At 36.5% G+C, this 23,498-nt stretch carries 21 protein-coding genes, 2 riboswitches and 1 other annotated feature; of the genes, 16 read left to right on the top strand and 5 right to left on the bottom strand.

Features of this window, described 5'->3' with window-relative positions; all coding sequences use genetic code 11:
* Positions 1-129: 129 nt before the first annotated feature.
* From CWO92_RS15185 to cstA, 3 genes are all read left to right on the top strand, one after another.
* Positions 130-1,908, top strand: coding sequence for a sensor histidine kinase (locus tag CWO92_RS15185; RefSeq protein ID WP_101355063.1), 1,779 nt, complete (start codon positions 130-132; stop codon positions 1,906-1,908).
* Entirely contained in the window at positions 1,883-2,620 is a 738-nt protein-coding gene (locus tag CWO92_RS15180; RefSeq protein ID WP_101355062.1) for a LytR/AlgR family response regulator transcription factor, read from the top strand. The genes CWO92_RS15185 and CWO92_RS15180 overlap by 26 nt, the downstream gene beginning before the upstream one ends.
* Before the next feature lie 189 nt (positions 2,621-2,809).
* Entirely contained in the window at positions 2,810-4,612 is a 1,803-nt protein-coding gene (gene cstA / locus CWO92_RS15175) for a carbon starvation protein CstA (RefSeq protein ID WP_101355061.1), read from the top strand.
* Between the two features lie 39 nt (positions 4,613-4,651).
* Here cstA and CWO92_RS15170 read toward each other — a convergent pair whose 3' ends face one another.
* The 3 genes from CWO92_RS15170 to CWO92_RS15160 form a co-directional block, all read right to left on the bottom strand.
* Positions 4,652-5,650: a DUF3231 family protein gene (locus CWO92_RS15170; RefSeq protein WP_101355060.1), complete on the bottom strand. Its 999-nt coding sequence runs from the start codon at positions 5,648-5,650 to the stop codon at positions 4,652-4,654.
* A gap of 126 nt (positions 5,651-5,776) precedes the next feature.
* A complete protein-coding gene (locus CWO92_RS15165; RefSeq protein WP_235851617.1) occupies positions 5,777-7,243 on the bottom strand; it encodes an amino acid permease in 1,467 nt (488 codons plus the stop codon).
* A gap of 216 nt (positions 7,244-7,459) precedes the next feature.
* Positions 7,460-7,651: riboswitch (Lysine riboswitch) on the bottom strand.
* A gap of 195 nt (positions 7,652-7,846) precedes the next feature.
* A complete protein-coding gene (locus CWO92_RS15160; protein ID WP_101355058.1) occupies positions 7,847-9,667 on the bottom strand; it encodes an APC family permease in 1,821 nt (606 codons plus the stop codon).
* Positions 9,668-9,834: 167 nt separating this feature from the next.
* Positions 9,835-9,975: riboswitch (cyclic di-AMP (ydaO/yuaA leader) on the bottom strand.
* A gap of 225 nt (positions 9,976-10,200) precedes the next feature.
* Between CWO92_RS15160 and CWO92_RS15155 the strand changes: the two genes are divergently transcribed.
* From CWO92_RS15155 to proS, 8 genes are all read left to right on the top strand, one after another.
* Positions 10,201-10,380, top strand: a complete 180-nt coding sequence (locus CWO92_RS15155; protein WP_101355057.1) for a twin-arginine translocase TatA/TatE family subunit — start codon at positions 10,201-10,203, stop codon at positions 10,378-10,380.
* Between the two features lie 274 nt (positions 10,381-10,654).
* Entirely contained in the window at positions 10,655-11,689 is a 1,035-nt protein-coding gene (locus CWO92_RS15150) for an AI-2E family transporter (RefSeq protein WP_233269709.1), read from the top strand.
* Between the two features lie 227 nt (positions 11,690-11,916).
* A complete protein-coding gene (locus CWO92_RS15145; RefSeq protein WP_101355055.1) occupies positions 11,917-12,645 on the top strand; it encodes an amino acid ABC transporter ATP-binding protein in 729 nt (242 codons plus the stop codon).
* Between the two features lie 126 nt (positions 12,646-12,771).
* Positions 12,772-13,575 carry a transporter substrate-binding domain-containing protein gene (locus tag CWO92_RS15140; protein WP_101355054.1) on the top strand — a complete coding sequence of 268 codons (804 nt, stop codon included), beginning with the start codon at positions 12,772-12,774 and terminating at the stop codon, positions 13,573-13,575.
* Positions 13,576-13,640: 65 nt separating this feature from the next.
* Entirely contained in the window at positions 13,641-14,291 is a 651-nt protein-coding gene (locus CWO92_RS15135; protein WP_101355053.1) for an amino acid ABC transporter permease, read from the top strand.
* Positions 14,292-14,305: 14 nt separating this feature from the next.
* Complete coding sequence (locus tag CWO92_RS15130; RefSeq protein WP_101355052.1) at positions 14,306-15,025, top strand: amino acid ABC transporter permease; 720 nt, start codon at positions 14,306-14,308, stop codon at positions 15,023-15,025.
* 85 nt (positions 15,026-15,110) lie between these two features.
* Positions 15,111-16,019 (top strand): TIGR01777 family oxidoreductase, encoded by a 909-nt coding sequence (locus CWO92_RS15125; protein WP_101355051.1) that lies wholly within the window; start codon positions 15,111-15,113, stop codon positions 16,017-16,019.
* A gap of 103 nt (positions 16,020-16,122) precedes the next feature.
* Positions 16,123-16,334, top strand: a binding site (T-box leader).
* A gap of 91 nt (positions 16,335-16,425) precedes the next feature.
* Entirely contained in the window at positions 16,426-17,823 is a 1,398-nt protein-coding gene (gene proS / locus CWO92_RS15120; protein WP_213084050.1) for a proline--tRNA ligase, read from the top strand.
* 60 nt (positions 17,824-17,883) lie between these two features.
* On the opposite strand, the gene CWO92_RS15115 is transcribed toward proS, so the two are convergent.
* Both CWO92_RS15115 and CWO92_RS15110 read right to left on the bottom strand, forming a co-directional pair.
* Entirely contained in the window at positions 17,884-18,369 is a 486-nt protein-coding gene (locus CWO92_RS15115) for a C40 family peptidase (protein WP_235851616.1), read from the bottom strand.
* Positions 18,370-18,914: 545 nt separating this feature from the next.
* Complete coding sequence (locus CWO92_RS15110; RefSeq protein ID WP_101355049.1) at positions 18,915-19,235, bottom strand: winged helix-turn-helix transcriptional regulator; 321 nt, start codon at positions 19,233-19,235, stop codon at positions 18,915-18,917.
* A gap of 172 nt (positions 19,236-19,407) precedes the next feature.
* Here CWO92_RS15110 and CWO92_RS15105 point away from each other — a divergent pair, with 172 nt between their 5' ends.
* From CWO92_RS15105 to CWO92_RS15085, 5 genes are all read left to right on the top strand, one after another.
* The gene (locus CWO92_RS15105) at positions 19,408-19,686 is read left to right on the top strand and encodes a YbyB family protein (protein ID WP_101355048.1); all 279 of its coding nucleotides are present in this window, start codon (positions 19,408-19,410) and stop codon (positions 19,684-19,686) included.
* A 268-nt stretch (positions 19,687-19,954) separates the two neighbouring features.
* Positions 19,955-20,263, top strand: coding sequence for a PTS sugar transporter subunit IIB (locus tag CWO92_RS15100; protein WP_101355047.1), 309 nt, complete (start codon positions 19,955-19,957; stop codon positions 20,261-20,263).
* 14 nt (positions 20,264-20,277) lie between these two features.
* A complete protein-coding gene (gene celB / locus CWO92_RS15095; protein WP_101355046.1) occupies positions 20,278-21,573 on the top strand; it encodes a PTS cellobiose transporter subunit IIC in 1,296 nt (431 codons plus the stop codon).
* Positions 21,574-21,641: 68 nt separating this feature from the next.
* The gene (locus tag CWO92_RS15090) at positions 21,642-21,947 is read left to right on the top strand and encodes a PTS sugar transporter subunit IIA (RefSeq protein WP_101355045.1); all 306 of its coding nucleotides are present in this window, start codon (positions 21,642-21,644) and stop codon (positions 21,945-21,947) included.
* Between the two features lie 74 nt (positions 21,948-22,021).
* Positions 22,022-23,410, top strand: a complete 1,389-nt coding sequence (locus CWO92_RS15085; RefSeq protein ID WP_101355044.1) for a glycoside hydrolase family 1 protein — start codon at positions 22,022-22,024, stop codon at positions 23,408-23,410.
* Positions 23,411-23,498: the final 88 nt, after the last annotated feature.

The raw sequence follows: 23,498 nt of genomic DNA, 5'->3' as shown, positions 1-23,498 counted from the left end.
AAATAAGTGTTTTAGAAAGGAATAAAGTCAAAGTACTTTTTCGTAAATCCCGCATTTTTCCATACTAAATAAACTAAATGTATCCGCCTATTTTTGTATAATAGGAATTAATGAAGGGTGGGAGATTCTTTGGCACAATTACTTCCTGTTATGTTAGAGCGTGCTGGAATTTTAATTATTGTTGCGTTTTTATTATCACGACTAAAATCGTTTCGCCGAATAATTGATCATGAACATGTAATGAGAGAAAAAGTCATTTTAATTACGGTGTTCGGTGTATTTGGTATTATAAGCAATTATACTGGAATTGAGATTCACCATCGCTCGATTTTAGAGGAGTGGCATATAGGTGGATTATCAGGAAGTAGTGCTATAGCAAATACACGGATTATGGGGGTTGCCATTGGTGGATTACTTGGAGGACCTATTGTTGGCTTAGGTGCTGGTCTTATTGCTGGCCTACATCGCCTTTCATTTGGAGGATACACGGGTATTGCGTGTGGGATCTCCACTATTATAGCCGGGATTGTCACAGGACTTTTAGGTAAACGTTTTAATATACGTGAAAAAAATGCATATATGAGAGCAGTTATCATTGGTGTTTTAATGGAATGTGTGCAAATGGCAATCATTTTGCTAATTGCAAGACCATTTGAATCTGCTTTGGAGCTTGTAAAAATTATTGCCTTTCCAATGATTACAGTTAATGGATTCGGAACGTTTATTTTCATGCTTATTATTCAAACGATTCTTTTGGAAGAGGACCGTACCAGAACTCTTCAAACGCATCGTGCATTATATATTGCCCAATTAACCTTGCCGTTTTTTAGACAAGGATTAAATAAGGAATCCTGTGAACAAGTTGCAGAGATTATATTAAAACATACCGGGGCAGATGCTGTTTCCATCACGAATCGTCATCAAGTATTATCGCATGTGGGACTGGCTTCAGATCATCATATCCCACTCAAAAGTATGGCTACAAAGCTTACGAAGAAGGTGCTGGAGCAAGGAAACATTCAGAAAGCAACCACCAAGGACGAAATCCAATGTTATCGGGAGGATTGCCCACTAAGTTCCGCAATCGTTCTTCCTTTAAAGGCACATAATCATGCGATAGGTACTTTAAAACTATATTTTAAAAGTACAAATGGGTTAAGTATGGTAGATGAAGAATTAGTAGAAGGATTAGGAAGGCTTTTTTCATCACAATTAGAATTTGCTGAGGCGGAACGACAACGGAAATTATTAAAGGACGCGGAAATCAAAGCCTTGCAAGCACAGGTTCATCCTCATTTTTTATTTAATGCGATTAATACGATTTCATGTTTAATTAGAACAGATGCAGATCAAGCGCGAAAATTATTATTGCAGCTAAGTAAATTTTTTAGAAGTAATTTGCAAGGTGCAAGACAGATGCTTATTCCGTTAGAAAAGGAATTGGAACATGTGCATGCTTATTTGTCGCTAGAACAAGCACGTTTTCCAGATAAATACGAGGTTTCTATGGATATTGAGGAGTCGGTTAAAAATGTGTTGATTCCTCCATTTACTTTGCAGCCCCTAGTGGAAAATGCAGTACACCATGCATTTAAGAAAATGAAAAAAGGAGTTATTTCCATTCATGCCTGTCAAGAAAATGATAAGATTAACATTACGACTATGGATAATGGGATAGGGATGACGGAAGATCAAAGGAAAAAACTAGGAACACAAACGGTACAATCCAGTGAGGGAACAGGAACTGCACTTTGGAATATAAAAAAACGAATAGATGAGATTTATGGACAGCAAGCTGACTTTAAAATAGATAGTAAACCATTCTCAGGTACAACTATCACTATTAGTCTGCCTGTAAATGAACAGAAGTGGGGTGAGGAGTATGCTAAAAGCCTTTATAGTGGATGACGAACCCTTAGCGCGGGATGAATTAAAGTATCTTTTAAAAAGAACGAAGCAAGTCGAGATTGTTGGGGAAGCAGATTGTATAGAAGAGGCGCTGGGGAGAATGGATGATACACCAATTGATGTTTTATTTGTAGATATTATGTTGGCAAATGAAACGGGTCTCGATCTAGTAGAAAAGCTGTTGGAAAAAGGAAAGCAGCCTGCTGTTGTATTTGCAACAGCATATGACGAATATGCATTAAAAGCATTTCAATTAAATGCAATTGATTATATTTTAAAACCATTTGAGGAACAAAGAATCCAACAAACGGTCGAGAAATTAACTAGCTTTCTTCCACAAAAAAGTAATCCAATGGAGACTGTAGCTAGTGAAAAGAAAGTACCATCGGACAAGCTTGCCATTACAGTAGATGAAAGAATTATTATTATTCATATCCATGAAATTCTTTATATAGGTACCATCGAGGGAAAAACAGTTATAGCAACAGAAAAACAAAAATATCAAGCAAGTGAGTCATTGGTGACATTTGAGAAGAAGCTGCAAGGTACACCTATTATTCGCGTTCATCGTGGATATCTTGTTAATCTGGATGCAATTGTAGAAATTGAACCATGGTTCAATTCTACCTATAACTTAGTGATGAAAGATGGGGAATCTGTCCCTGTCAGTAGAACGTATATAAAAGAGCTGAAACAAACAATAGGGTTTTAAAAGTTCGGGTGGAGGATCTTCTCGAACTTTTTTTATGGAGTTTTTTCAAAATTTCGTGCATTTCATAACACGCATATTGTATTTCACCTCTAAATTTCTGCGTTTCGCAGTGAAAAGATATTGTTAGCGTTTTCATCCTATAAAATGTAGATAAGTTATATAAAAGAGTGGTAAAAGGGGTGTCATAAAATGAATGCGATTACAATTGTAATTGGATCGATTTGTATACTTATGATTGCTTATCGTTTATATGGAACGTTCATGGCTGCTAAGGTGTTAAAATTAAGCGATGCAACACCAACACCAGCACATGAATTTAATGATGGAAAAGATTATGTTCCAACGAATAAATGGGTAACTTTTGGTCATCATTTTGCGGCAATTGCTGCAGCAGGTCCATTAGTTGGCCCAATATTAGCTGCACAATTTGGCTATCTTCCTAGTTTACTATGGTTACTGATTGGTGCGGTTATTGGAGGAGCCGTACATGATGCAGTAGTATTATTTGCTTCAATGCGCCGAAAAGGAAAGTCATTATCGGAAGTAGCGAAAGAAGAAATGGGACCTGTTGCTGGATTTTGTACAGGTTTAGCAATGCTATTTATTATTACAATTACAATGGCCGGTTTATCCATGGTGGTGTTAAATGCATTGCAACATAATCCGTGGGGTACTTTCTCCGTAGGAATGACAATTCCGATTGCAATTGGGGTTGGAGTCTTTTATAAGAAAACTGGAAATTTAAAATTAACAACAACTGTAGGATTTATCTTAATTATGGTTTGTGTGTTTGTAGGACCATATATTGAAGGTACTGCATTAGGAAATCTATTAACATTAAATACGAAAACATTAGCTATTATTTTACCTATTTATGCGTTCTTTGCAGCAGCATTACCTGTATGGTTATTGCTTGCACCTCGAGATTATTTAAGCAGCTTTATGAAGATTGGCGTCTTTATTGCTTTAATCATTGGTGTATTTATTATTAACCCATCCATTAAAATGCCGGCGTTAACAGACTTCGTCCATGGAGGCGGCCCGGTAATGGCTGGTCCGGTCTGGCCATTTATCTCTATCACCATAGCTTGTGGTGCAATTTCCGGTTTCCACGCTTTCGTTGGATCTGGTACAACACCAAAAATGCTTGATCGTTGGACAGATATTAAAGTGGTTGGCTTTGGTGCAATGCTAGTGGAGTGTGTGGTTGGAATTATGGCATTAATTGCAGCAACAGCATTACAACCAGCAGATTATTTTGCTATTAACTCGACACCGGAGGTTTTTAAAACATTAGGAATGCATGTTTCACAGCTTCCGCATCTTGCAAATGAAATCGGCCTTGGATTAGAAGGAAGAACAGGTGGAGCAGTAACACTAGCGGTTGGGATGACCTATATTTTTACTAAAATTCATTGGTTCTCTCATCTTGCCCCGTACTTCTTCCAATTTGTCATTATGTTTGAGGCAGTATTTATTTTAACAGCAATTGATTCGGGAACCCGTGTTGCGCGTTATTTAATTCAAGACTTTTTTGGCGAAATTTATAAACCTTTGAAGAAAACAGACTGGATGCCAGGTTCAATCTTTGCGAGTGCAGTAGCGTGTTTATTATGGGGTTACCTTCTTTTCTCAGGAGATATCGGGTCCGTTTGGGCATTATTTGGAGTTTCAAACCAATTAATGGCTTCCATAGGATTAATTGTTGGAGCAACAGTTATCTTGAAAATTGCTGATAAAAAAAGGTATATGCTTACTTGTTTAATTCCGTTGGCTTACTTATATGTAACAGTGAATTATGCAGGATACTGGATGGTGAAAAATGTTTATTTAAATCATGCAGATGCAGGTTATAGCCTTCTAAACGGTATATTATCCATTATCATGCTTGTTCTTGGTATAGTCATTATGATAACAGCGATTAAGAAATGGATTGAGTTATTAACTTCTCCACAAGTGAAAATGGAAAAGATGTCTACAGGAAATATATAAGAAGATTAAATAGAGCAGGAGACGTATCTCCGCTCTATTTTACTTAGAATTTTGCAATTTTCCTCGATCAGGAGCGCTAGGAGGTTTTTCCAACCATTTGCGGTCAACTAAAATGTCAAAGCCTTTTTTATTATATAACAGTATTTCGCCGATTAATTTACTGTAATGAGCAGATAAATCGGTTCTAAAGGATAAAGAAAGCGCATGTCCAATTAAGGTAACATCAATGGCATTTAAAGCGGAAAAAAGTGCCATGACGAGCTTATTCGAAAAGGGAGAATCGGTGGAATCAGTAACCTCCATGTTTACTGGAACAATTCCTAAAAGATCCTCCTTTTTTAACATATCATTAAAAAGATTGATTTGCTTCTCCGAAATTTCCTTTCCATTCTTCAAGTATTCTTTGATTTCCGGATCTTTGATGACTTGAAGAAGTCCCGTACATAATAAAATAGCGAAATAATTTCGTTCAATATTTGAGAAGATTTCCGTTATCTCTACAACATTTAAAGGACGTTTTTTTCCAATAAATCCATTTATATACGATTCCTTTTTTACATACTCTACCTCGCTAGGATACGGAATCTTTGGCGGACGATCGTATAATCCTTTTGATAACAGCAAAGTAGTGGAGGACTTATAAAGTTCTGTATTTTCCTTTACAGTTATAGTGAAAAATTCTTGTAAATCTAAGCGGCAAATATTTGTTGTGATGAAGGAGTACAAAATTAAATCCATCTTACTAAGTGAATACACAAAGGTTAAGGCAAATGGATCATAGAATAATGGTGGTGCCTTCAAGTTTAAATCTTTTTCAGTAAAACCTTCTGGAATCGGAATATTTTCACTTGAAAAGAGCTCTTTTAAAGAATTTAATCTTTTATTTGAGTATCCTAAAGCTTGTTCCAAAATAGCTTTTATCTCAGAATCCTTTATATGGTGTAGAAAATACGTAATAAGGCACCACTCCATACTGCTATTCATATAGGTGGACCAGAGTCCGCCGATTTCAGCACTTGTCAGTTTGGTATGTGCCATTTATGATCCTCCTCTAAGTAAAAGGTATTATTAGAATTTGATTATTAAAGGAGTTCTATTCGTAAAGAAGTGATGTTTTCTATTTTAAATTAAAAAAAGACCGTCCATTTGACGGCCTTATACAGGTTAATCTTTATAGTTGAAATCACATTCTTGAAGAGGAATAACTTTCGATTTCTTCACAATCTTATATCCCAGCCAAATAATAATGAATAATGGCAATCCAATATAAGAAACGAGAATTCCATTCCAATCAATTTTACCGCCCAAAAAGGCTGAGTAGTTTTGTCCAAGAATTACAATGGCACAAAGAACAAAGGCAAAAATAGGTCCAAATGGAAATAATTTAGAGCGATATGGAAGGTCCCGTAAATCCTTTCCTTGCGCTATATATGCTTTACGGAATCGGTAGTGGCTGATAGCAATTCCTAGCCACGCGATAAAGCCCGACATACCGGATGCATTTAATAGCCAAGTATACACCACTCCATCTCCAAATAGGGAGGCCAGGAATGCTAATGTTCCAATTAAGGATGTCACGATTAAAGCATTTACTGGTACGCCATTTTTGTTTAACTTTGCTAAGAATTTAGGTGCCTTTCCTTGACGAGCTAAATCCCAAAGCATTCGCGTAGAGGCGTACATGCCTGAGTTACCTGCTGATAGTACTGCGGTCAAAATAATTGCATTCATCACTGAGGCAGCAAAAGCAATCCCAGCTTTATTAAAGATTATTGTAAATGGACTCATGGTAACAGCATCATTTGCTAAGTTTTTATCTGTGTATGGAATTAATAATCCGATGACAAGAATGGCTAAAACGTAAAACAATAGGATTCTCCAAAATACTTGCTTTACTGCTTTTGGAATGCTTTTTTCCGGATTATCACTTTCTCCTGCTGCGATTCCAAGAAGCTCTGTACCTTGAAAAGAAAAACCAGCTGCCATGAAAATTCCGAGCATGGCCATGAATCCGCCATGGAAAGGAGCATCTCCGATCGTAAAGTTTTTAAAACCAACCGGGTTATTCCCCATAATTCCAAAGATCATTAAGAACCCAGTAATAATAAAAACAATAACCGTAATAACTTTTATAATAGAAAACCAAAATTCTGCCTCACCAAAGCCTTTGACTGAAAGATAGTTAAGCAAAAACATGATGATTAAGCAAATTGCACTCCAAATAAGCGATGGAGTATGTGGAAACCAGAATTTCATAATAATGGTTGCGGCGGATAATTCAGCTGCAATAGTAATTGCCCAGTTATACCAGTAATTCCAGCCAAGAGCAAATCCCAGAGAAGGATCTACAAATTTAGTGGCATACGTACTAAAAGTACCGGCAACTGGCATATAAGCCGCCATTTCTGCAAGACTGGTCATAAGAAAATAAACCATAATACCAATTAATAGGTACGCAACAATAACTCCTCCTGGTCCTGCTGAATGAATCGCTCCTCCACTGGCAAGGAAAAGACCAGTACCAATTGTTCCTCCAAGAGAAATCATTGATAAATGACGTGATTTAAGGCTTCGCTTTAATGTTTGCGGTTCGCTATCCTTTTTCGTTTTTGATAATGAATGTATTTCCAAAGTTGTCACACTCCCTTTTAGTCGCTGTTGGTGCGTGGGCACCTTTGCTGTTTATGTCTCGTTCCAGCACCTATCGGCATTAGACTTCTGTAGTCGAAGCATCAAACTTTGAATGCTGATGGGCAAGTCGCTAACACTTTTCTTAGAAGGGGTGGGGAATCAAAAAAGCCGTCGAAAGTAATCGACGGCTTATCTATAATACCCGCATCATACCTTCCGAAAGATAGCTCAACACGTTTGTCTGGTAAGAACAACCGTGACAGTTCTGTTCCTATTTGGAGACAGCCCCAGCCAAATGAATCAAAGAAAAACATCTGACTTCGGCAACTATTCCTTTCAAACGGAGTCCAAAATGTTCTTTGCATCTCGTCCGTTTTACTAATAATAGTCGCGACCTCTACCTCACCGGTTTGATGAGGATTTTTATATTCAGTTAATACAGTGTTTAATTATAACGTTTATTCGACAAAAATCAATAGATTTCATGAATAAAAAAGTAAATTGCAGTAATTGGAAATACGAATAATATGAAACGGTCATGAAAGCAGTTATTTTAATTGGGTAATAAAAGAAAATAGCGCAGCTTAGTACGCTATTTTGGAATTACTTTTTAAAATGGTAAGGCAGGGTAGCAACAACGATATCTTTACTCCATAGAAGTCTTGCTCTTATCAATAAAGCTGACTGATTATGCAAAATAGTATGCCAGCGTTTCTTCGGTATAAACTGTGGTACAAGAACTGTTACCATATACCCACCTTCAGCAACCTTTGTTTGAACCGTCTCGAGAAATTTACATAGTGGATATATAATGCTTCTATATGAAGAATGAAGCGTTACTAATCGTACTCCATTATTCAATTCGGCCCATTTTTGTTCCATCCGTTTTTCATCTTCCCGATCAAATGCTACATAGACGGCAATAACCTCATTCGTTAATGATTTTGCATAATTTATCGAACGTTCTACCACTGTTGTAATCCCAGAGACTGGAACAATAAACACATTACCATTAATTTTTTCTGCTACTTGATGAGAACAACGTAATTGTTCTCCAACTGCTCGGTAATGTTTATTAATCTTATGAAATAGGTATACCAATGCTGGTAAAAAGATAACTACAAACCACACTTGGTGGAATTTTGTTACAAAAATAATCGCGAAAACAAGGAATGAAATAAGTGCACCAACTAAGTTGATGATTAATTTTAAAACCCATCCACTAGGTCGTTGTTTTACCCATTTAATAATCATCCCCGTTTGAGATAAAGTAAATGGAATAAATACACCCACCGCATAAAGTGGAATTAAATGCTCTGTTCTTGCTTTGAAACCAATGATAAGGAGAATGGACGCAACACTTAAAAAGATAATTCCATTTGAATATCCTAAGCGATCTCCCCGCATGGTAAACATCCTCGGCATGTATTTATCCCTTGCAAGATTAAAAGCTAGCTGCGGAAAGGCAGAAAAACCTGTGTTTGCTGCCAGGACAAGGATAATGGCTGTTACAGCTTGGATAAAGTAATATACATAATTTCTTCCGAATGTATGGGAAGCAATTTGGGAAACGACGGTTTCATCTGCTTTTGGGCCAATACCATACCAATAGGATAAAAATGTTATGCCGCTAAATAGGACTGCAAGTATCCCGCCCATCATGGCTAATGTTGTTGCCGCATTTTTAGGAGCAGGATCTTTAAAATTAGGGATAGCATTTGAGATTGCTTCCACCCCTGTTAATGCGGAACAACCGGATGAAAACGCCCGAAGTAGCAGGAATAGTGAAATTCCGGCAACAGGCGTCCCGATATGCGGATGTAGATTAGGTGAAATTTGTCCTGTTGCAACCTTATAGGCACCTACAATTATCAAAAGAATAATGGCAAATACGAATAAATAGACAGGATATGCTAACACAGATGCCGATTCTGTTAATCCTCGTAAATTTAAAATGGTGATCAAGATAACAAGAAAGATAGCAATTTCAACACTGTAAGGGTGTAATGCAGGAAAGGCCGATGTGATGGCATCTGTTCCTGATGAAATACTTACAGCAACGGTTAAAATGTAATCAACAAGTAAGGATCCCCCTGCAATTAAACCAGGATTGACCCCGAGATTCTCCTTGGAAACAAGGTAGGCACCGCCACCTTGTGGATAGGAAAAAATAATTTGTCTGTAGGAAAGGGTCAATGCTAATAACAGAAATAAGACCCCTGCAGCAATTGGAATGTTATACCAGAACGCCAAAGTGCTGACAGAAGCCAATACAATTAAGATTTGTTCTGTACCATAAGCAACCGATGATAGCGCATCCGATGAGAGAATAGCAAGTGCTTTTAATTTAGATAATTTCTGCTCACCTAATTCATGAGATTTCAATGGTCTTCCGATTAATAAGCGTTTGATTGAACTATACATGGATGATTCTCCTTAATGAAGTGTTCATTTAAGTATTGTTTGTAAAATAGCAAAAAAGTATAATGATTTATTTTCCTAGTGACTAAAAGGATATTTACTAAAAAACAACACAAAAAACCACAGAAGGGATGCAGCCTTCTGTGGTCAGTATTTTACGATCACATGCTTTCATTCCTCTCTTGCGCTTACGAGGTTAGCTGTCGGATTCGGGCATGAGAGAAAGCCCTACCTTAAAAGGATTCACCCCTAGTGAAAAACATTCACAATTTTGGGTCCCCCGCTCCATTAGGATTAAGCGATTGTACAATGTTAAAATTTATATTAAAAATATACTCCCATCAATTTCACTTGTAAAGATGTGATTTCCACTATTTTTTTTGACAAATTTAGACAACATACTGGGAGATTTAATTGTAAAAATATTATTATTATTCTTGGTTGAATTAACCTTCAAATAGGACTATGATATGGTTAAATGACTAATTTAATGTTTCCAAAAGAAAGTGGACTGCTAATGTAGAGGAGTGACATGAATGGGTAATTTAGGTTTTGGTGAAGTGTTAATTATCCTTGTTGTTGCATTATTGATTTTTGGCCCATCCAAGTTGCCTCAGCTCGGTAAGGCTGCAGGTGAAACGCTTAGAGAATTTAAAAAAGGTGTTAATGGAATCATTGCAGAAGATGAGGAAGTAAAAAAAGAAGAAAATAAATAAAGCAATGTATAAAAAGGCCATAGTATTCCTATGGTCTTTTGTTTGACTTTGAAAATATAAAAAGATAAATAATCCCCAAAAAGGCATAACAAAATATCTCTTGCTAAAAATTAAGAAATTATAGGGAAAAAAGTTATTATAAACAGCGGTTTCGTGTTATGATGAAGGAAAATAAGGTTATAAAAAAGATAATCAAGATGTGATGAAGAAAATATACTTAGAATGAAAAGTTTATATAATAAGGGGACACGAAAAACTGATGGATGTACTGCTAATGCTTTTACAAAAAAAGAGCGTTAAGAGATTGATTATTTTTGCTCTTATTGCAGTGATTCTATACTTTTTAAGAAGTATGATCAATCTCATTTTGCTAACATTTATTTTTACCTTTTTAATGGATCGATTAGTGAATTTTGTCACAGAGAAAATTCACCTTAACCGAAAAGTAACGGTTATCGTTATGTATTGTTTAATTGTTGGGCTATTGTCTTTAGGTATTGTGAAATATTTACCAGTCGTAATTTCAGAAATTTCACAGCTTGTTAAACAATTAACTGCGTTTTATACTCAGCCGCATAACAATAAAGTCTTAAATTATATTGTAAACATAATCAATAGCTCAAAAATTTCTTCCTATTTAGAGCATGGCTTCACATTTGTGTTTACTTACTTTACAGGTCTTGGAAAAGTATTTGTGCAAGTATTAATGTCTATATTGCTAAGTTTGTTTTTCCTATTAGAAAAGCAGCGTTTAATTAACTTTACCAAGAAGTTTAAGCACAGTAAGATAGCGCCTTTTTACAATGAGATCGAATTTTTTGCAGAAAAATTTATTCGTTCTTTTGGAAAAGTAATTGAGGCACAATTTATCATTGCGATTGTCAATACGGTGTTAACAACCATTGCTTTGTCTATTATGCATTTCCCTCAACTGTTCGGGTTAGCAATTTTGATTTTTTTCCTAGGCCTTATCCCTGTTGCAGGGGTCATCATCGGATTTGTGCCGTTAAGCTTAATTGCCTACAGTATTGGAGGAATTATGCAGGTTGTATATGTCATCATTACGATTCTTATCATCCACGCAATTGAGACATATATTTTAAATCCTAAATTGATGTCATCTAAAACAAATTTACCGATTTTTTATACCTTTATGGTGTTGATTTTCTCCGAGCACTTTTTCGGTGTATGGGGACTAATTGTTGGTATCCCAATCTTCATGTTCCTTTTAGATGTTTTAGATGTAACAAATAATGACCGCGAAGAAAAAGAATTAACCACAGGTAAAATAGTCACTAAAAAAAGATAACGTTAAGAATGCACGTTGGCCATACAGGGTTAACGTGCTTTTTTTATACATCTGTCTTAGTTCTTTAGGCCTATTTTATAGATTGTTAATATTAATTGAAGGAATTTTTTGAGGAAAGTCGAAATATAAATAATTATGAAGATTTATAACATTAAAATATTATCTTCATAGCAAAGAGTAGACTTTAGTCCTATTCTTTTTATTTTTTACATCAGGGGGGGGTTGTATTGATATCTTTTCGAAATGTTAATAAACATTATGGTCATTTTCATGTCTTAAAAAATATTAATCTTGACGTAAAGGATGGGGAGGTAGTAGTAGTTATCGGTCCATCCGGATCCGGGAAAAGTACGATGCTGCGCTGTATCAATCGTTTAGAAACGATTACAGATGGAGAACTAACAGTGAATGGATTCAAGGTCAATGATAAGAAAACCAACATCAATGATTTACGCAAGAATATAGGAATGGTCTTTCAGCACTTCAATTTATATCCACATAAAACGGTTCTCCAAAACATTACCCTGGCACCCATTAAAGCATTAGGGGTGGATCCAAAGCAAGCGGAAGAAACGGCCATGTTCTACTTAGAAAAGGTCGGCATTCCGGAAAAAGCAAAATCCTATCCATCACAATTATCAGGCGGACAACAGCAAAGGGTGGCCATTGCAAGAGGGCTTGCGATGAAACCCAATGTAATGCTTTTTGACGAGCCTACTTCGGCACTTGACCCTGAAATGATTGGGGAAGTATTAGAAGTAATGAAGTCACTCGCTAAAGAAGGGATGACGATGGTGGTCGTCACACATGAAATGGGCTTTGCTAAGGAAGTTGCCAACCGTGTTGTGTTTATGGATCAGGGACAAATATTGGAAGAGGATAATCCAAGTGAATTTTTTTCTAACCCAAAAACAGAAAGAGCACAAATATTTCTGAAAAGGGTATTAAATCATTAAAAACGGGGTTATAGCTAGTGGTGGTTGTGGGATTTAAATGTAATAGCAAGAGTAAAAGTAGCATAAAGGTAAGTCATATAACCACTTATTAGTTATATATAAAGAAAAATTAAGGGGGAAGAGTCTTTGAAAGGTTTAAAAAAGGTATTGTTTCTTGGGTTGATTTTTACATTGGTAGCTGCTTTGTTTGCAGGATGCGGGAAGAAAACAAACGGGGATACAAGTAAAGATACACTCCAACAAATAAAAGATCGTGGAAAGTTTGTTGTAGGTGTGAAGTACGATACAAATTTGTTTGGCTATAAAGATCCAAAAACGGGTGAAGTAACAGGTTTTGACATTGATATCGCTAAAGCATTGGCAAAGAAAATTCTTGGCGATGAAAATAAAGTCGAACTAGTGGAAATTACATCGAAAACACGTATTCCTAAATTAAATAACGGGGATATCGATGCTATTATAGCCACAATGACGATTAATGAGGAACGCAAAAAAGAAGTTGACTTTTCCGATGTGTATTTTGATGCAGGACAATCATTACTTGTAAAAAAGGGAAGCCCCATTAAATCAGTGGATGATTTGAAAAAGGGTACTAAGGTATTAGCAGTTAAAGGATCTACTTCCGTTGATAATGTAAAAAAAGCAGCACCTGATGCCGAAGTGCTAGAATTTGAAAACTATGCAGAAGCCTTTACAGCATTGAAATCTGGAAAAGGGGACGCGCTAACAACGGATAATTCCATTCTTTATGGAATGGCTGCCCAAGATAGCAATTATGAACTAGTTGGGGGTACCTTTACAGATGAACCATATGGAATCGCAGTTAGAAAAGGACAAAAGAAATTCCAAGAGTATATTAATAAATTCCTAAAAGAATTAAAAGACAGTGGAGAATACGATCAAATTAAAAACAAATGGATAAAAGAATAGAATTATATTCTTATACCAATGGATGGGCAAACAAACGCCCATCCTTTTCATAAAGGAGGGGGAAAATGCTCGATTTCTCCATACTAACGAATTACTTTGATATGTATATGGAAGGATTTTTAAATACATTAAAGATTAGTCTAGTAGGACTTGTTTGCAGCTTTATACTAGGGGTTATTATCGCGGTGCTCCGAATTGTCCCGCTAAAAATTTTAAATTTCATTGGGGCGTGCTATGTAGAATTTATCCGAAACATCCCATTGATGATTATTGCGTTTTTCTTTTATTTTGGTCTAAGTATCTATATAAATATGAGTGGATTTGTTGCAGGAACAATAGCATTGACCATTTACACATCAGCCTTCATAGCAGAAGCTGTCCGGGCTGGAATCCAATCTGTGGATAAAGGGCAGATGGAGGCAGCTCGTTCATCAGGACTAACATATACACAGGCAATGAGGATAATTATTTTACCACAGGCTATTAAAATTGTTATTCCGCCAATCGGCAATCAATTTTTAAATTTAGTGAAAAACTCCTCCATCATGGCAATGATTGCTGGAATGGATCTTATGTATTTCGCTGATGCCATCCATGAAAAAACATATGTAACATTTGATACGTATATTTTTGTAGCAATGTTTTACCTAGTTATTACAATCCCGTTAAGCCTCCTTGTCAATTATTTAGAGAAAAGAATGGCTAGAGCGTATTAGGGAGGAATGGAAAAATGGATTTTGCAGGTGCTTATCAAGCTGGAAATCTAATGTATATGTTAAGAGGGTTCGCTGTTACCTTAGAGGTTGCCTTTATTTCTATTATATTGAGCTTTGTAATAGGTAGTTTGTTGGGGATATTGCGGTATTCGAAAATTCCTGTTGTATCACATATTGTTATATTGGTAGTGGAGGTTATCAGAAATCTTCCTCTCTTATTAATTATCTTTTTCGTTTACTTTGCTTTGCCTGAAATCGGAATAAAATTTGAAATTAAGTCAGCCGCTATTGTTGCATTAACTATTTTTGAATCAGCCATGATCAGTGAAATTGTCCGTAGCGGTCTGAATTCTATAGAAAAAGGCCAAATTGAGGCCGCCCGCTCTTCGGGACTGACATATATACAAACCATGAGGATCATTATTTTGCCGCAAGCGCTTAAGCGAATGATCCCTCCATTAGTAAGTCAATTTATTTCACTTCTAAAGGATACATCCCTAGCTATCATTATCGCTTTGCCAGAGCTTCTACATAATGCGAAGGGAATCTACAATGGTAATATAAACTATGTTATTCCGATTATTATTTTGGCAATCCTCATGTATTTTGTCGTAAATTATGCACTATCATTAGTTGCTAGATGGCTGGAAAAACGATTAGATACAAACCGAAGAAATAGTGCGAAACAAGGTAAAGTGAAAAATACCGCTGCATCAGGTGGGGTTTCAATATAATATTTTTAACAATAAAAGTAGACATCGGGATGATTGTCTGCTTTTATTATGTTTAGCAGAATTCCATAATGATAGGAGGTGTAACATGCATATCGTTATTTCGGGTGGAAGCGGGTTTTTGGGAAAAAGACTGCAAATGTACCTCCTTAATAATGGTCATCAAGTAACCATCTTAACAAGGAACATAGACGGAAAACAAGAACTACAAGGAGTTAAATTAGTCGAATGGATGAACGAAGGAAATGATCCGGAAGCCGAGTTGAAAGATGTTGATGCAATCATCCACTTGGCGGGTGAATCCATAGGTGGTTCCCGATGGACGAAATCGAAGAAGGAGAGAATTCTATCCAGCAGGTTAAATACTACAAAGGAAATTTATCGAATAATCTCTAATCTGGGAAAGAAACCACAAGTTCTTATTCAAGCCTCTGCTGTTGGGTATTATGGAATGTCGGAAGAAGAAACTTACACAGAGGAAAGCGCTAGTGCAGCAAATGACTTTTTGGCAAGTGTTGTGAAGAAGTGGGAGAATGAAGCTAAAGACATCCAGCAACTAAATATTAGAACAGTTTTTACTAGATTTGGCGTGATTTTAGGGAATGGGGGAGCATTGCCATTAATGGTCCTACCCTACAAACTAGGTATTGGTGGTACGATAGGTAGTGGAAAACAGTGGATTTCTTGGGTTCATGTTGATGATGCAGTGCAGATGATTGTTTATGCAATTACACATACCGATATCAATGGTCCAATGAATGTTACAGCACCTAATCCGGTACAAATGAAGGAATTTGGTCAAACAATTAGTAAGGTCTTAAGACGTCCACATTGGATGCCTGTTCCTAGCTTTTTGATGAAACTCGGATTGGGCGAAATGAGTGACATGTTATTAAAAGGGCAGTATGTTATCCCAGAAATTGCAATGAAGCATGGCTATACTTTTCAATACTTGGTATTAGAGAATGCATTAGAAAATATTCTTGGAAAAAAATAATAGAGAAGGCTTGTGAACAGTGTATAAATGAAGCTATACTTAAAGAGTATTTATCAACAACTTGACATTTGATAAAAAAATGAATATAGTAATAAAAAATTATAATGAAACGTTGAAAAGGACTAGTAAAATGTTTTACGTCTTTTGTAGAGAGGAAATCAATTGGTGAAAGATTTCCAAAGACCGCATTTGAACCTGCCTTGGAGTTCTGTATCGATTTATACTAAGATACAAGCGGAATATTCCGTTATCAAGACAAAGTGTACAGCATGCAGCTGTAAATAAGGGTGGTACCACCAGGCCTCGGTCCCTTTTGGGAATCGAGGCTTTTTTGCGTTTAATTAAAACTGAGAAAGGATGAAATACCGTGGCAAAGGATAAAAAATTTGTTGAAGAAATCACGGCAATGGAAGACGATTTCGCCCAATGGTATACCGATGTCGTTAAAAAAGCAGATTTAGTAGATTACTCCTCTGTAAGAGGGTCTATGATTATACGCCCATACGGATATGCTATTTGGGAAAATATCCAAAGCATCTTGGATCGTAGAATAAAAGAAACAGGGCATGAGAACGTGTATATGCCATTATTAATTCCTCAGAGCTTACTTCAGAAAGAAAAGGATCATATTGAAGGATTCGCTCCAGAGGTTGCGTTGGTTACACATGGCGGATCAGAAGAATTGGCAGAGCCTCTTGTTGTTCGTCCAACATCTGAGGTTCTGTTTGGCGAACATTACGCCAATATTATTCATTCTTATCGTGATCTACCAAAGTTATATAATCAATGGGCCAATGTTGTACGTTGGGAGAAAACAACAAGACCATTCTTACGTTCATTAGAATTTTTATGGCAGGAAGGCCATACATGCCATGCGACTGAAGAGGAAGCAGCTGAGGAAACTCGTAAAATGTTAGAAGTGTATGCGGAGGTAGTCGAGAACTATCTTGCTGTACCAGTATTGAAAGGTCAAAAAACAGAAAAGGAAAAATTTGCAGGTGCGAAATTTACCCTAACCATTGAAAGCTTAATGCATGATGGAAAAGCGCTCCAATCTGGAACTTCTCACCATTTAGGAACAGGATTTGCAGAAGCATTTGGCATCCAGTTCACAGATAAGGACGGGAAGCTTCAAACCGTTAATCAAACTTCTTGGGGTATTACCACACGTTTAATCGGGGCACTAATCATGGTTCATGGGGATAACCGCGGTCTAGTTGTGCCACCAAGAATTGCACCAAAACAAGTGATGATTGTTCCAATCGCACAGCACAAAGAAGGCGTCTTGGATAAAGCTTATGAATTAAAGAATCGTTTGAACAAAGTTGCACGTGTCGATATAGATGCTAGCGATAAAATGCCTGGATGGAAGTTCAATGAGTATGAAATGAAGGGCATTCCTGTCCGCTTGGAAGTAGGGCCTAAGGATATTGAAAAGGGTCAGGTCGTATTAGCTAGACGTGATACAAGTGAAAAAATAATTGTACCGATGGAAGAATTAGAAACAAAAATTCCAGCTTTATTAGAAGAGATTCAAAACAATCTATTTGAAAAAGCCAAAAAACATCGTGAGGAAAAAACAACAGTTGCTTACAATATGGATGAATTTAAAAAGAATCTAGAGGAAAATCCTGGATTTATCAAAGCAATGTGGTGTGGAAGCGAAGCATGCGAAAACTTTATTAAGGAAGAAACAGCAGCAACTTCTCGCTGTATACCATTTGAGCAAGAACATCTCTCTGACAAATGCGTATGCTGCGGAGGAGAAGCCAAGCACTTAGTATACTGGGCAAAAGCTTACTAAAATGAAATGGTATCAGGCACCAGATTATATTCATTCTAATCTGATGCCTGATACCCTCTTTTATTTTATGATATGTTTTGCGCCAACATAGCGGTCTTTCCAATATTTATCGGACATTTTCACTATTTTTACACCTTTAGATGTTGACCCAATAAATTTGCCGTTTCCAATATAAATAGCAACGAAGGAAACCTTTCCTTTCTTTTCTCCTGTTGCGTAGAAGACTAGATCTCCTTGTTGTAAGTCTTTAAGCTTCACAGATTTGCCTATTTTATACTGATCAGCACTGGTGCGAGGAATTGTCATCTTTGTAGCAGCATCTTTGTATACATACTTGGTAAAGCCACTTGCATCAAAGCCTTTAGGTGTTGTTCCTCCCATTTTAAACTTTGCCCCATTATAAATTTGTGCTGTAGCAGCAACTTCGTCACCGTAATTAATGGATGCAGATGCCTTTGAAAAAGGCACTAGCAGAATTGCTGCAGTAAAAGCAAAAATAGCTGCCATTACGGCCAAAGAACTCTTTCTTTTTAGTATTACCCCCACAATAAAAAACCCCCTACTTTTTCTATATATTTTAAGCACGATTTAATATATGTTAGGACTATCGGAATGATTCTATAGTTGTAATATTAAAATAAATGGACAGGGGGATATGTATACATTACTTATTCAGGTAGATTGATTGGATGAACAAACTATTAGGTATTGATATATATTAAAAAAGTTGGAAAAATAAGGTGAAACATAACAAAGGTTATTACGATGACCTCGTATCAAATTTGGGATTAGCTCTTTGGATATATTTCAAAATAAGATGTTTTTCTTAGGAGAGAAAAGGCTCTTATTTATTCATTATAAAGCCTATCGCATCTATGGATTCATATTAGAATAGATAAGAGCAAATTATGAAGCACTATCCACCGAAATGCCAGAAAAATTATCAAATTATTAGATTATCACTCCTCTTTGATAACACTAATTGTTTAGAAACAGTGGAAGGATTACCTTTTGTAAGAAAAGAAAAAACCGACGAGAAATTATACTTTTCCTGACGGTTTTTGACGATTATATGGCTTTTGGGACAGCCCTTATTTTTCAACACATATCCATTTATCTGCCCAATGTTGTACTTCATCTAAGACAGGCATAATTGCATGCCCTTTATCAGTTAAACGATATTCTATCCGAACCGGGGTTTCGGGGTAAACTTCCCGAACCACAATATCTTCCGCTTCTAATTCCTTAAGGCGGTCCGAAAGCATCTTTTGACTTATATGTGGAATTTGTTCCGCTATTTCATTAAATCTTTTTGGCCTTTCCATAAGCACGCGAATAATCACTCCGACCCATCGTTTGCCCAATAATTGAAAGGCTTTTTCAAATTTAGGACATAGGCTAAATTCCTCCATCGATTTACACCTCCTAAAAAGGATAATCTTTGATTATACCTTATTTCCTATTATACACCTTTTTAATGCTTACTAAAAGTAAGTAAGTTTAATGCAACTTTTTTTGCATTTTCTGCATGATTCGTGGAAAAACGGGGTATATAAAAGAAAATGGACAAGGAGGAAGATAATTATGGCAAAGATAAGCAATATCAACAAAGCAGTTATAGCAGGAATTGGTATAGCAGGGATTTCATATTTGTCCTCCAAGAACAATCGTGAAAAAACACGTGTCATGCTTCAGAATGCAAAAGTAAAAACAGACTCCTGGTTGACAAAACTAAAACACAAAAGATCCCCATTAACAAAGGTGGGACATTCTGATCCTTATGATTTTGAAGATCATCAAATGTTAAGTGAGGGTGCTATGTATGGAGTTGATTATTATAATCAAGAAGAACAGCAGTCGTAATGAATATGGCACAGCTATTTATTCCATCAAAAATTGATTCTGTTACCCTTTATAGTTAGGTATTTAGATTATATCAAGTATAGGAAACAGTAAGGGAGGGTTCTCACCATTCGTGAGAGCCCTTTTCTTGTTTATTCACAAAGGTACGGATTTCCGCTACCTAACGGAAAAACAATATGTGTTATTGTAAACGCTCTTATACTACTATAGGACTATAAGTAATCCTAGCTTTCAAAGATTATAACAAATTACCTAGGAGGAATTGATAATGAAAAGAATTCTGTTAGCGTGTTCATCAGGTATGTCAACAAGTTTATTAGTATCCAAAATGAAAGAAGCTGCAGCTGATGAAGGAGTAGAAGCGGAAATTTGGGCTGTAGCGCAGGATAAAGCTTTTGAGGATATAAAAAAAGCGGATGTCTTATTAATTGGACCACAAATGAGGTTTTTAAAAGGGAAGTTTGCCAAAGTTGCAGAAGAGGCGGGTATTCCATTGGATGTTATTGATCCTGTTGCATATGGACGTGTTGATGGAAAAGCTGTATTGAATAAGGCTCTTCAACTCATTGGCAATTAAAGGAGGGGAAACAAATGAATAAGTTTATGGGAGTATTGGAGAATGTCTTATTGCCGATTGCAGATAAACTAAATAATAACCGTTACTTATCTGCTTTGCGTGATGGATTTATGGTGGCGCTGCCATTAATCATATTTGGCTCCATTTTTGTCGTTATTGCAAATTTTCCATTCCTTGATAAGGTTATAAGTGAAAGTGCTTATGCAAAATATCAAGATGCTTTAGGACCAGCTTCTGCGGCGACTTTAAGCATTATGGGACTGTTTGTTATTGTTGGGATAGGTTATAAATTAACACAATATTATAAGGTTGATGCAATATATGGTGGTGTGGTTGCATTAGCGTCCTTTCTTATTCTGACGCCGCAAGTAGTGGAAAAAGTATCCGGTGTTATTCCAACTGCAAGTCTCGGTGCACAAGGAATGTTCTTAGGGATTTTTACAGCGTTTATCTCATCTGAACTATACCGGCTTTTTGTACAAAAGAATTGGACAATTAAAATGCCACCTGGTGTGCCTGATGCTGTATCGAGATCCTTTAGTGCATTGATTCCTATTACCTTGACATTAACAATCTTTTTAGTTGTGCGTATTCTTTTCAGTTACACACCTTACGACACGGTTCAGAACTTCATTTATACGATTATTCAACAGCCATTAACACATTTAGGAAGCGGTTTACCTGCCACAATTATAGCAGTACTGTTAATTCAGATTTTCTGGTTTTTTGGATTGCACGGTCAAATTATTGTCAATTCTGTCTTTGATCCTATCTGGTATGCATTAAATGATGACAACTTAAAGGCTTTTCAAGCAGGCACAGAGCTTCCTCACGTCATCACAAAGCAATTTATTGATTCATTCCTCGTAGGTATGGGCGGATCTGGCATGACATTAGCTGTTGTCTTTTTAATCTTTTTAATCGGGAAAAGCAGACAGATTAAGGAACTTGGAAAACTTGGAGGACCAGCAGGTATTTTTAATGTAAATGAACCTATTATCTTTGGCTTGCCAATCATTATGAATCCATTAGTCCTTATCCCTTGGCTGTTAGCTCCAGTAGTTGTTGCGATAGTTACTTATATTGCGATGTCAACCGGACTTGTTCCACGTCCTGCTGGTGTAATTGTACCCTGGACTACACCTGTTGTATTGAATGGATTTTTGGCTACGGGAAATGCTTGGCAAGGCGGAGTTTTACAGGCTATAAACTTTGTAATTGTGGCAGTGATTTGGTGGCCGTTCTTGAAAATATTAGACAAAAATTATTATGAAAAGGAAAAATATGAATCTAATTCTAAAGCAAGCTAACACTTTTGTTTGCAACAATTCCCCGTTTAGATTTCTGTCAGGTCAAACACATTAGAGGAGACTAACACATGGATACGATAACAGAGATTGCATTCCAAATAATTTTATATGCTGGCAACGGTAAATCCAATGCAATGGAGGCAATTCAAGCAGCAAAAGAGGCAAATTTTGAAGAAGCTGATCGGCTTATTAAAGCTGCAAGTGAAGAGCTCGGAAAGGCACATGGCTATCAAACAAAGCTGCTGCAAGAAGAGGCATGCGGCGAAGGTACTTCAGTCAATGTGATCCTTGTTCATTCGCAGGACCATTTAATGACTGCAATGACAGTGAGAGATTTAGCGATTGAAATTATTGAAATCTATCGAAATAAATAAATCAACCGTAAAAAATATAGGAAGTAGTTAATCAAAAATGCTAGTTTCCTAGATTCATGCATCGGAGGTACATTATGTCTAAAAAATATGTTTTTCCCGAAGGGTTTTGGTGGGGCAGTGCAACCTCGGCAACGCAGATAGAAGGTGCCGCACATGAGGGTGGTAAAGGAGAGAATATCTGGGATCATTGGTATAAGCAAGAACCGGATCGCTTCTTTGAACAAATTGGACCAGAAACAACATCCGATTTCTATCATCGTTATAAGGAAGATATTCAATTAATGAAGGAAATCGGACATAACACTTTTCGTATGTCGATATCTTGGTCGCGATTAATACCCGGTGGAAGAGGCAAGGTCAATCAAGAGGCAGTTGACTTCTATAATCATGTAATTGATGAACTTATTGCAAACGGTATCGAGCCATTCTTAACTCTTTTTCATTTTGACATGCCGCTTGAAATGCAAAATGAAGGTGGATGGGAAAACAGAGAAGTTGTCGATGCCTACCAACATTATGCAAAAATTGCTTTTGAATTATTTGGGGACCGTGTAAAAAAATGGTTTACTTTTAATGAGCCAATTGTACCTGTCGAAGGTGGATATCTTTATGATTTTCATTATCCGAATGTAGTGGATGGGAAGCGTGCTACACAGGTTGCATACAATACTATGATTGCGCATGCTAAAGCGGTTGTAACCTTTCGTGAATGTAATATAAGAGATGGAAAGATAGGAATAGTTTTAAACCTAACCCCATCTTATCCAAGAAGCCAGCATCCTGCAGATTTGAAGGCTTCAAGAATTGCAGATTTATTCTTTAATCGTAGCTTCCTTGACCCAGCCGTATTAGGTGAATATCCTGAAGAGTTAATACAGATATTAAGGGATCATCATCAATTGCCAATTACTCAAAATGGTGATAAAGAGCTCCTAATGGCTGGGAAAGTTGATATTTTAGGTGTCAATTATTATCAACCTCGGCGGGTTAAGGCAAAGGATCATCTGCCAAATATGGAGGGTCCATTCATGCCTGAGTGGTTCTTCGATTTATATGAGATGCCGGGTCGAAAGATGAATCCATATCGCGGTTGGGAAATTTATGAAAAAGGCATTTATGATATTATGATTAACTTGAAAGAAAATTACAATAATATAGAATCATTTATCTCAGAGAATGGAATGGGTGTTCAGGATGAAGAGCGATTTGTTAATAATGGGCAAATCCAAGATGATTATCGAATTGATTTTATCCGTGAACATTTAATATGGTTGCATAAAGCAATTGAGGAAGGCTGTAATGCAAGAGGATATCACTTATGGACACTTATGGATAACTGGTCATGGATGAATGCCTATAAAAACCGCTATGGTTTCATCTCCGTTGATGTAAATACAAAAAAACGTACGTTGAAAAAAAGCGCTTATTGGATAAAGGAAGTATCCGAAAAAAATGGTTTTTAGCTAAAATATTAAAAGCAAAAAAAATTAAGCTGTAAAGGGTTCTGGTTCTTGAAGAGCTGGAACCTTTATTTGAATTTATCAAAATTTC

It is taken from the genome of Heyndrickxia camelliae (assembly GCF_002844575.1).
Lineage (GTDB): Bacteria > Bacillota > Bacilli > Bacillales > Bacillaceae_C > Margalitia > Margalitia camelliae.
This window is presented reverse-complemented; position numbering and strand designations above follow the sequence as displayed.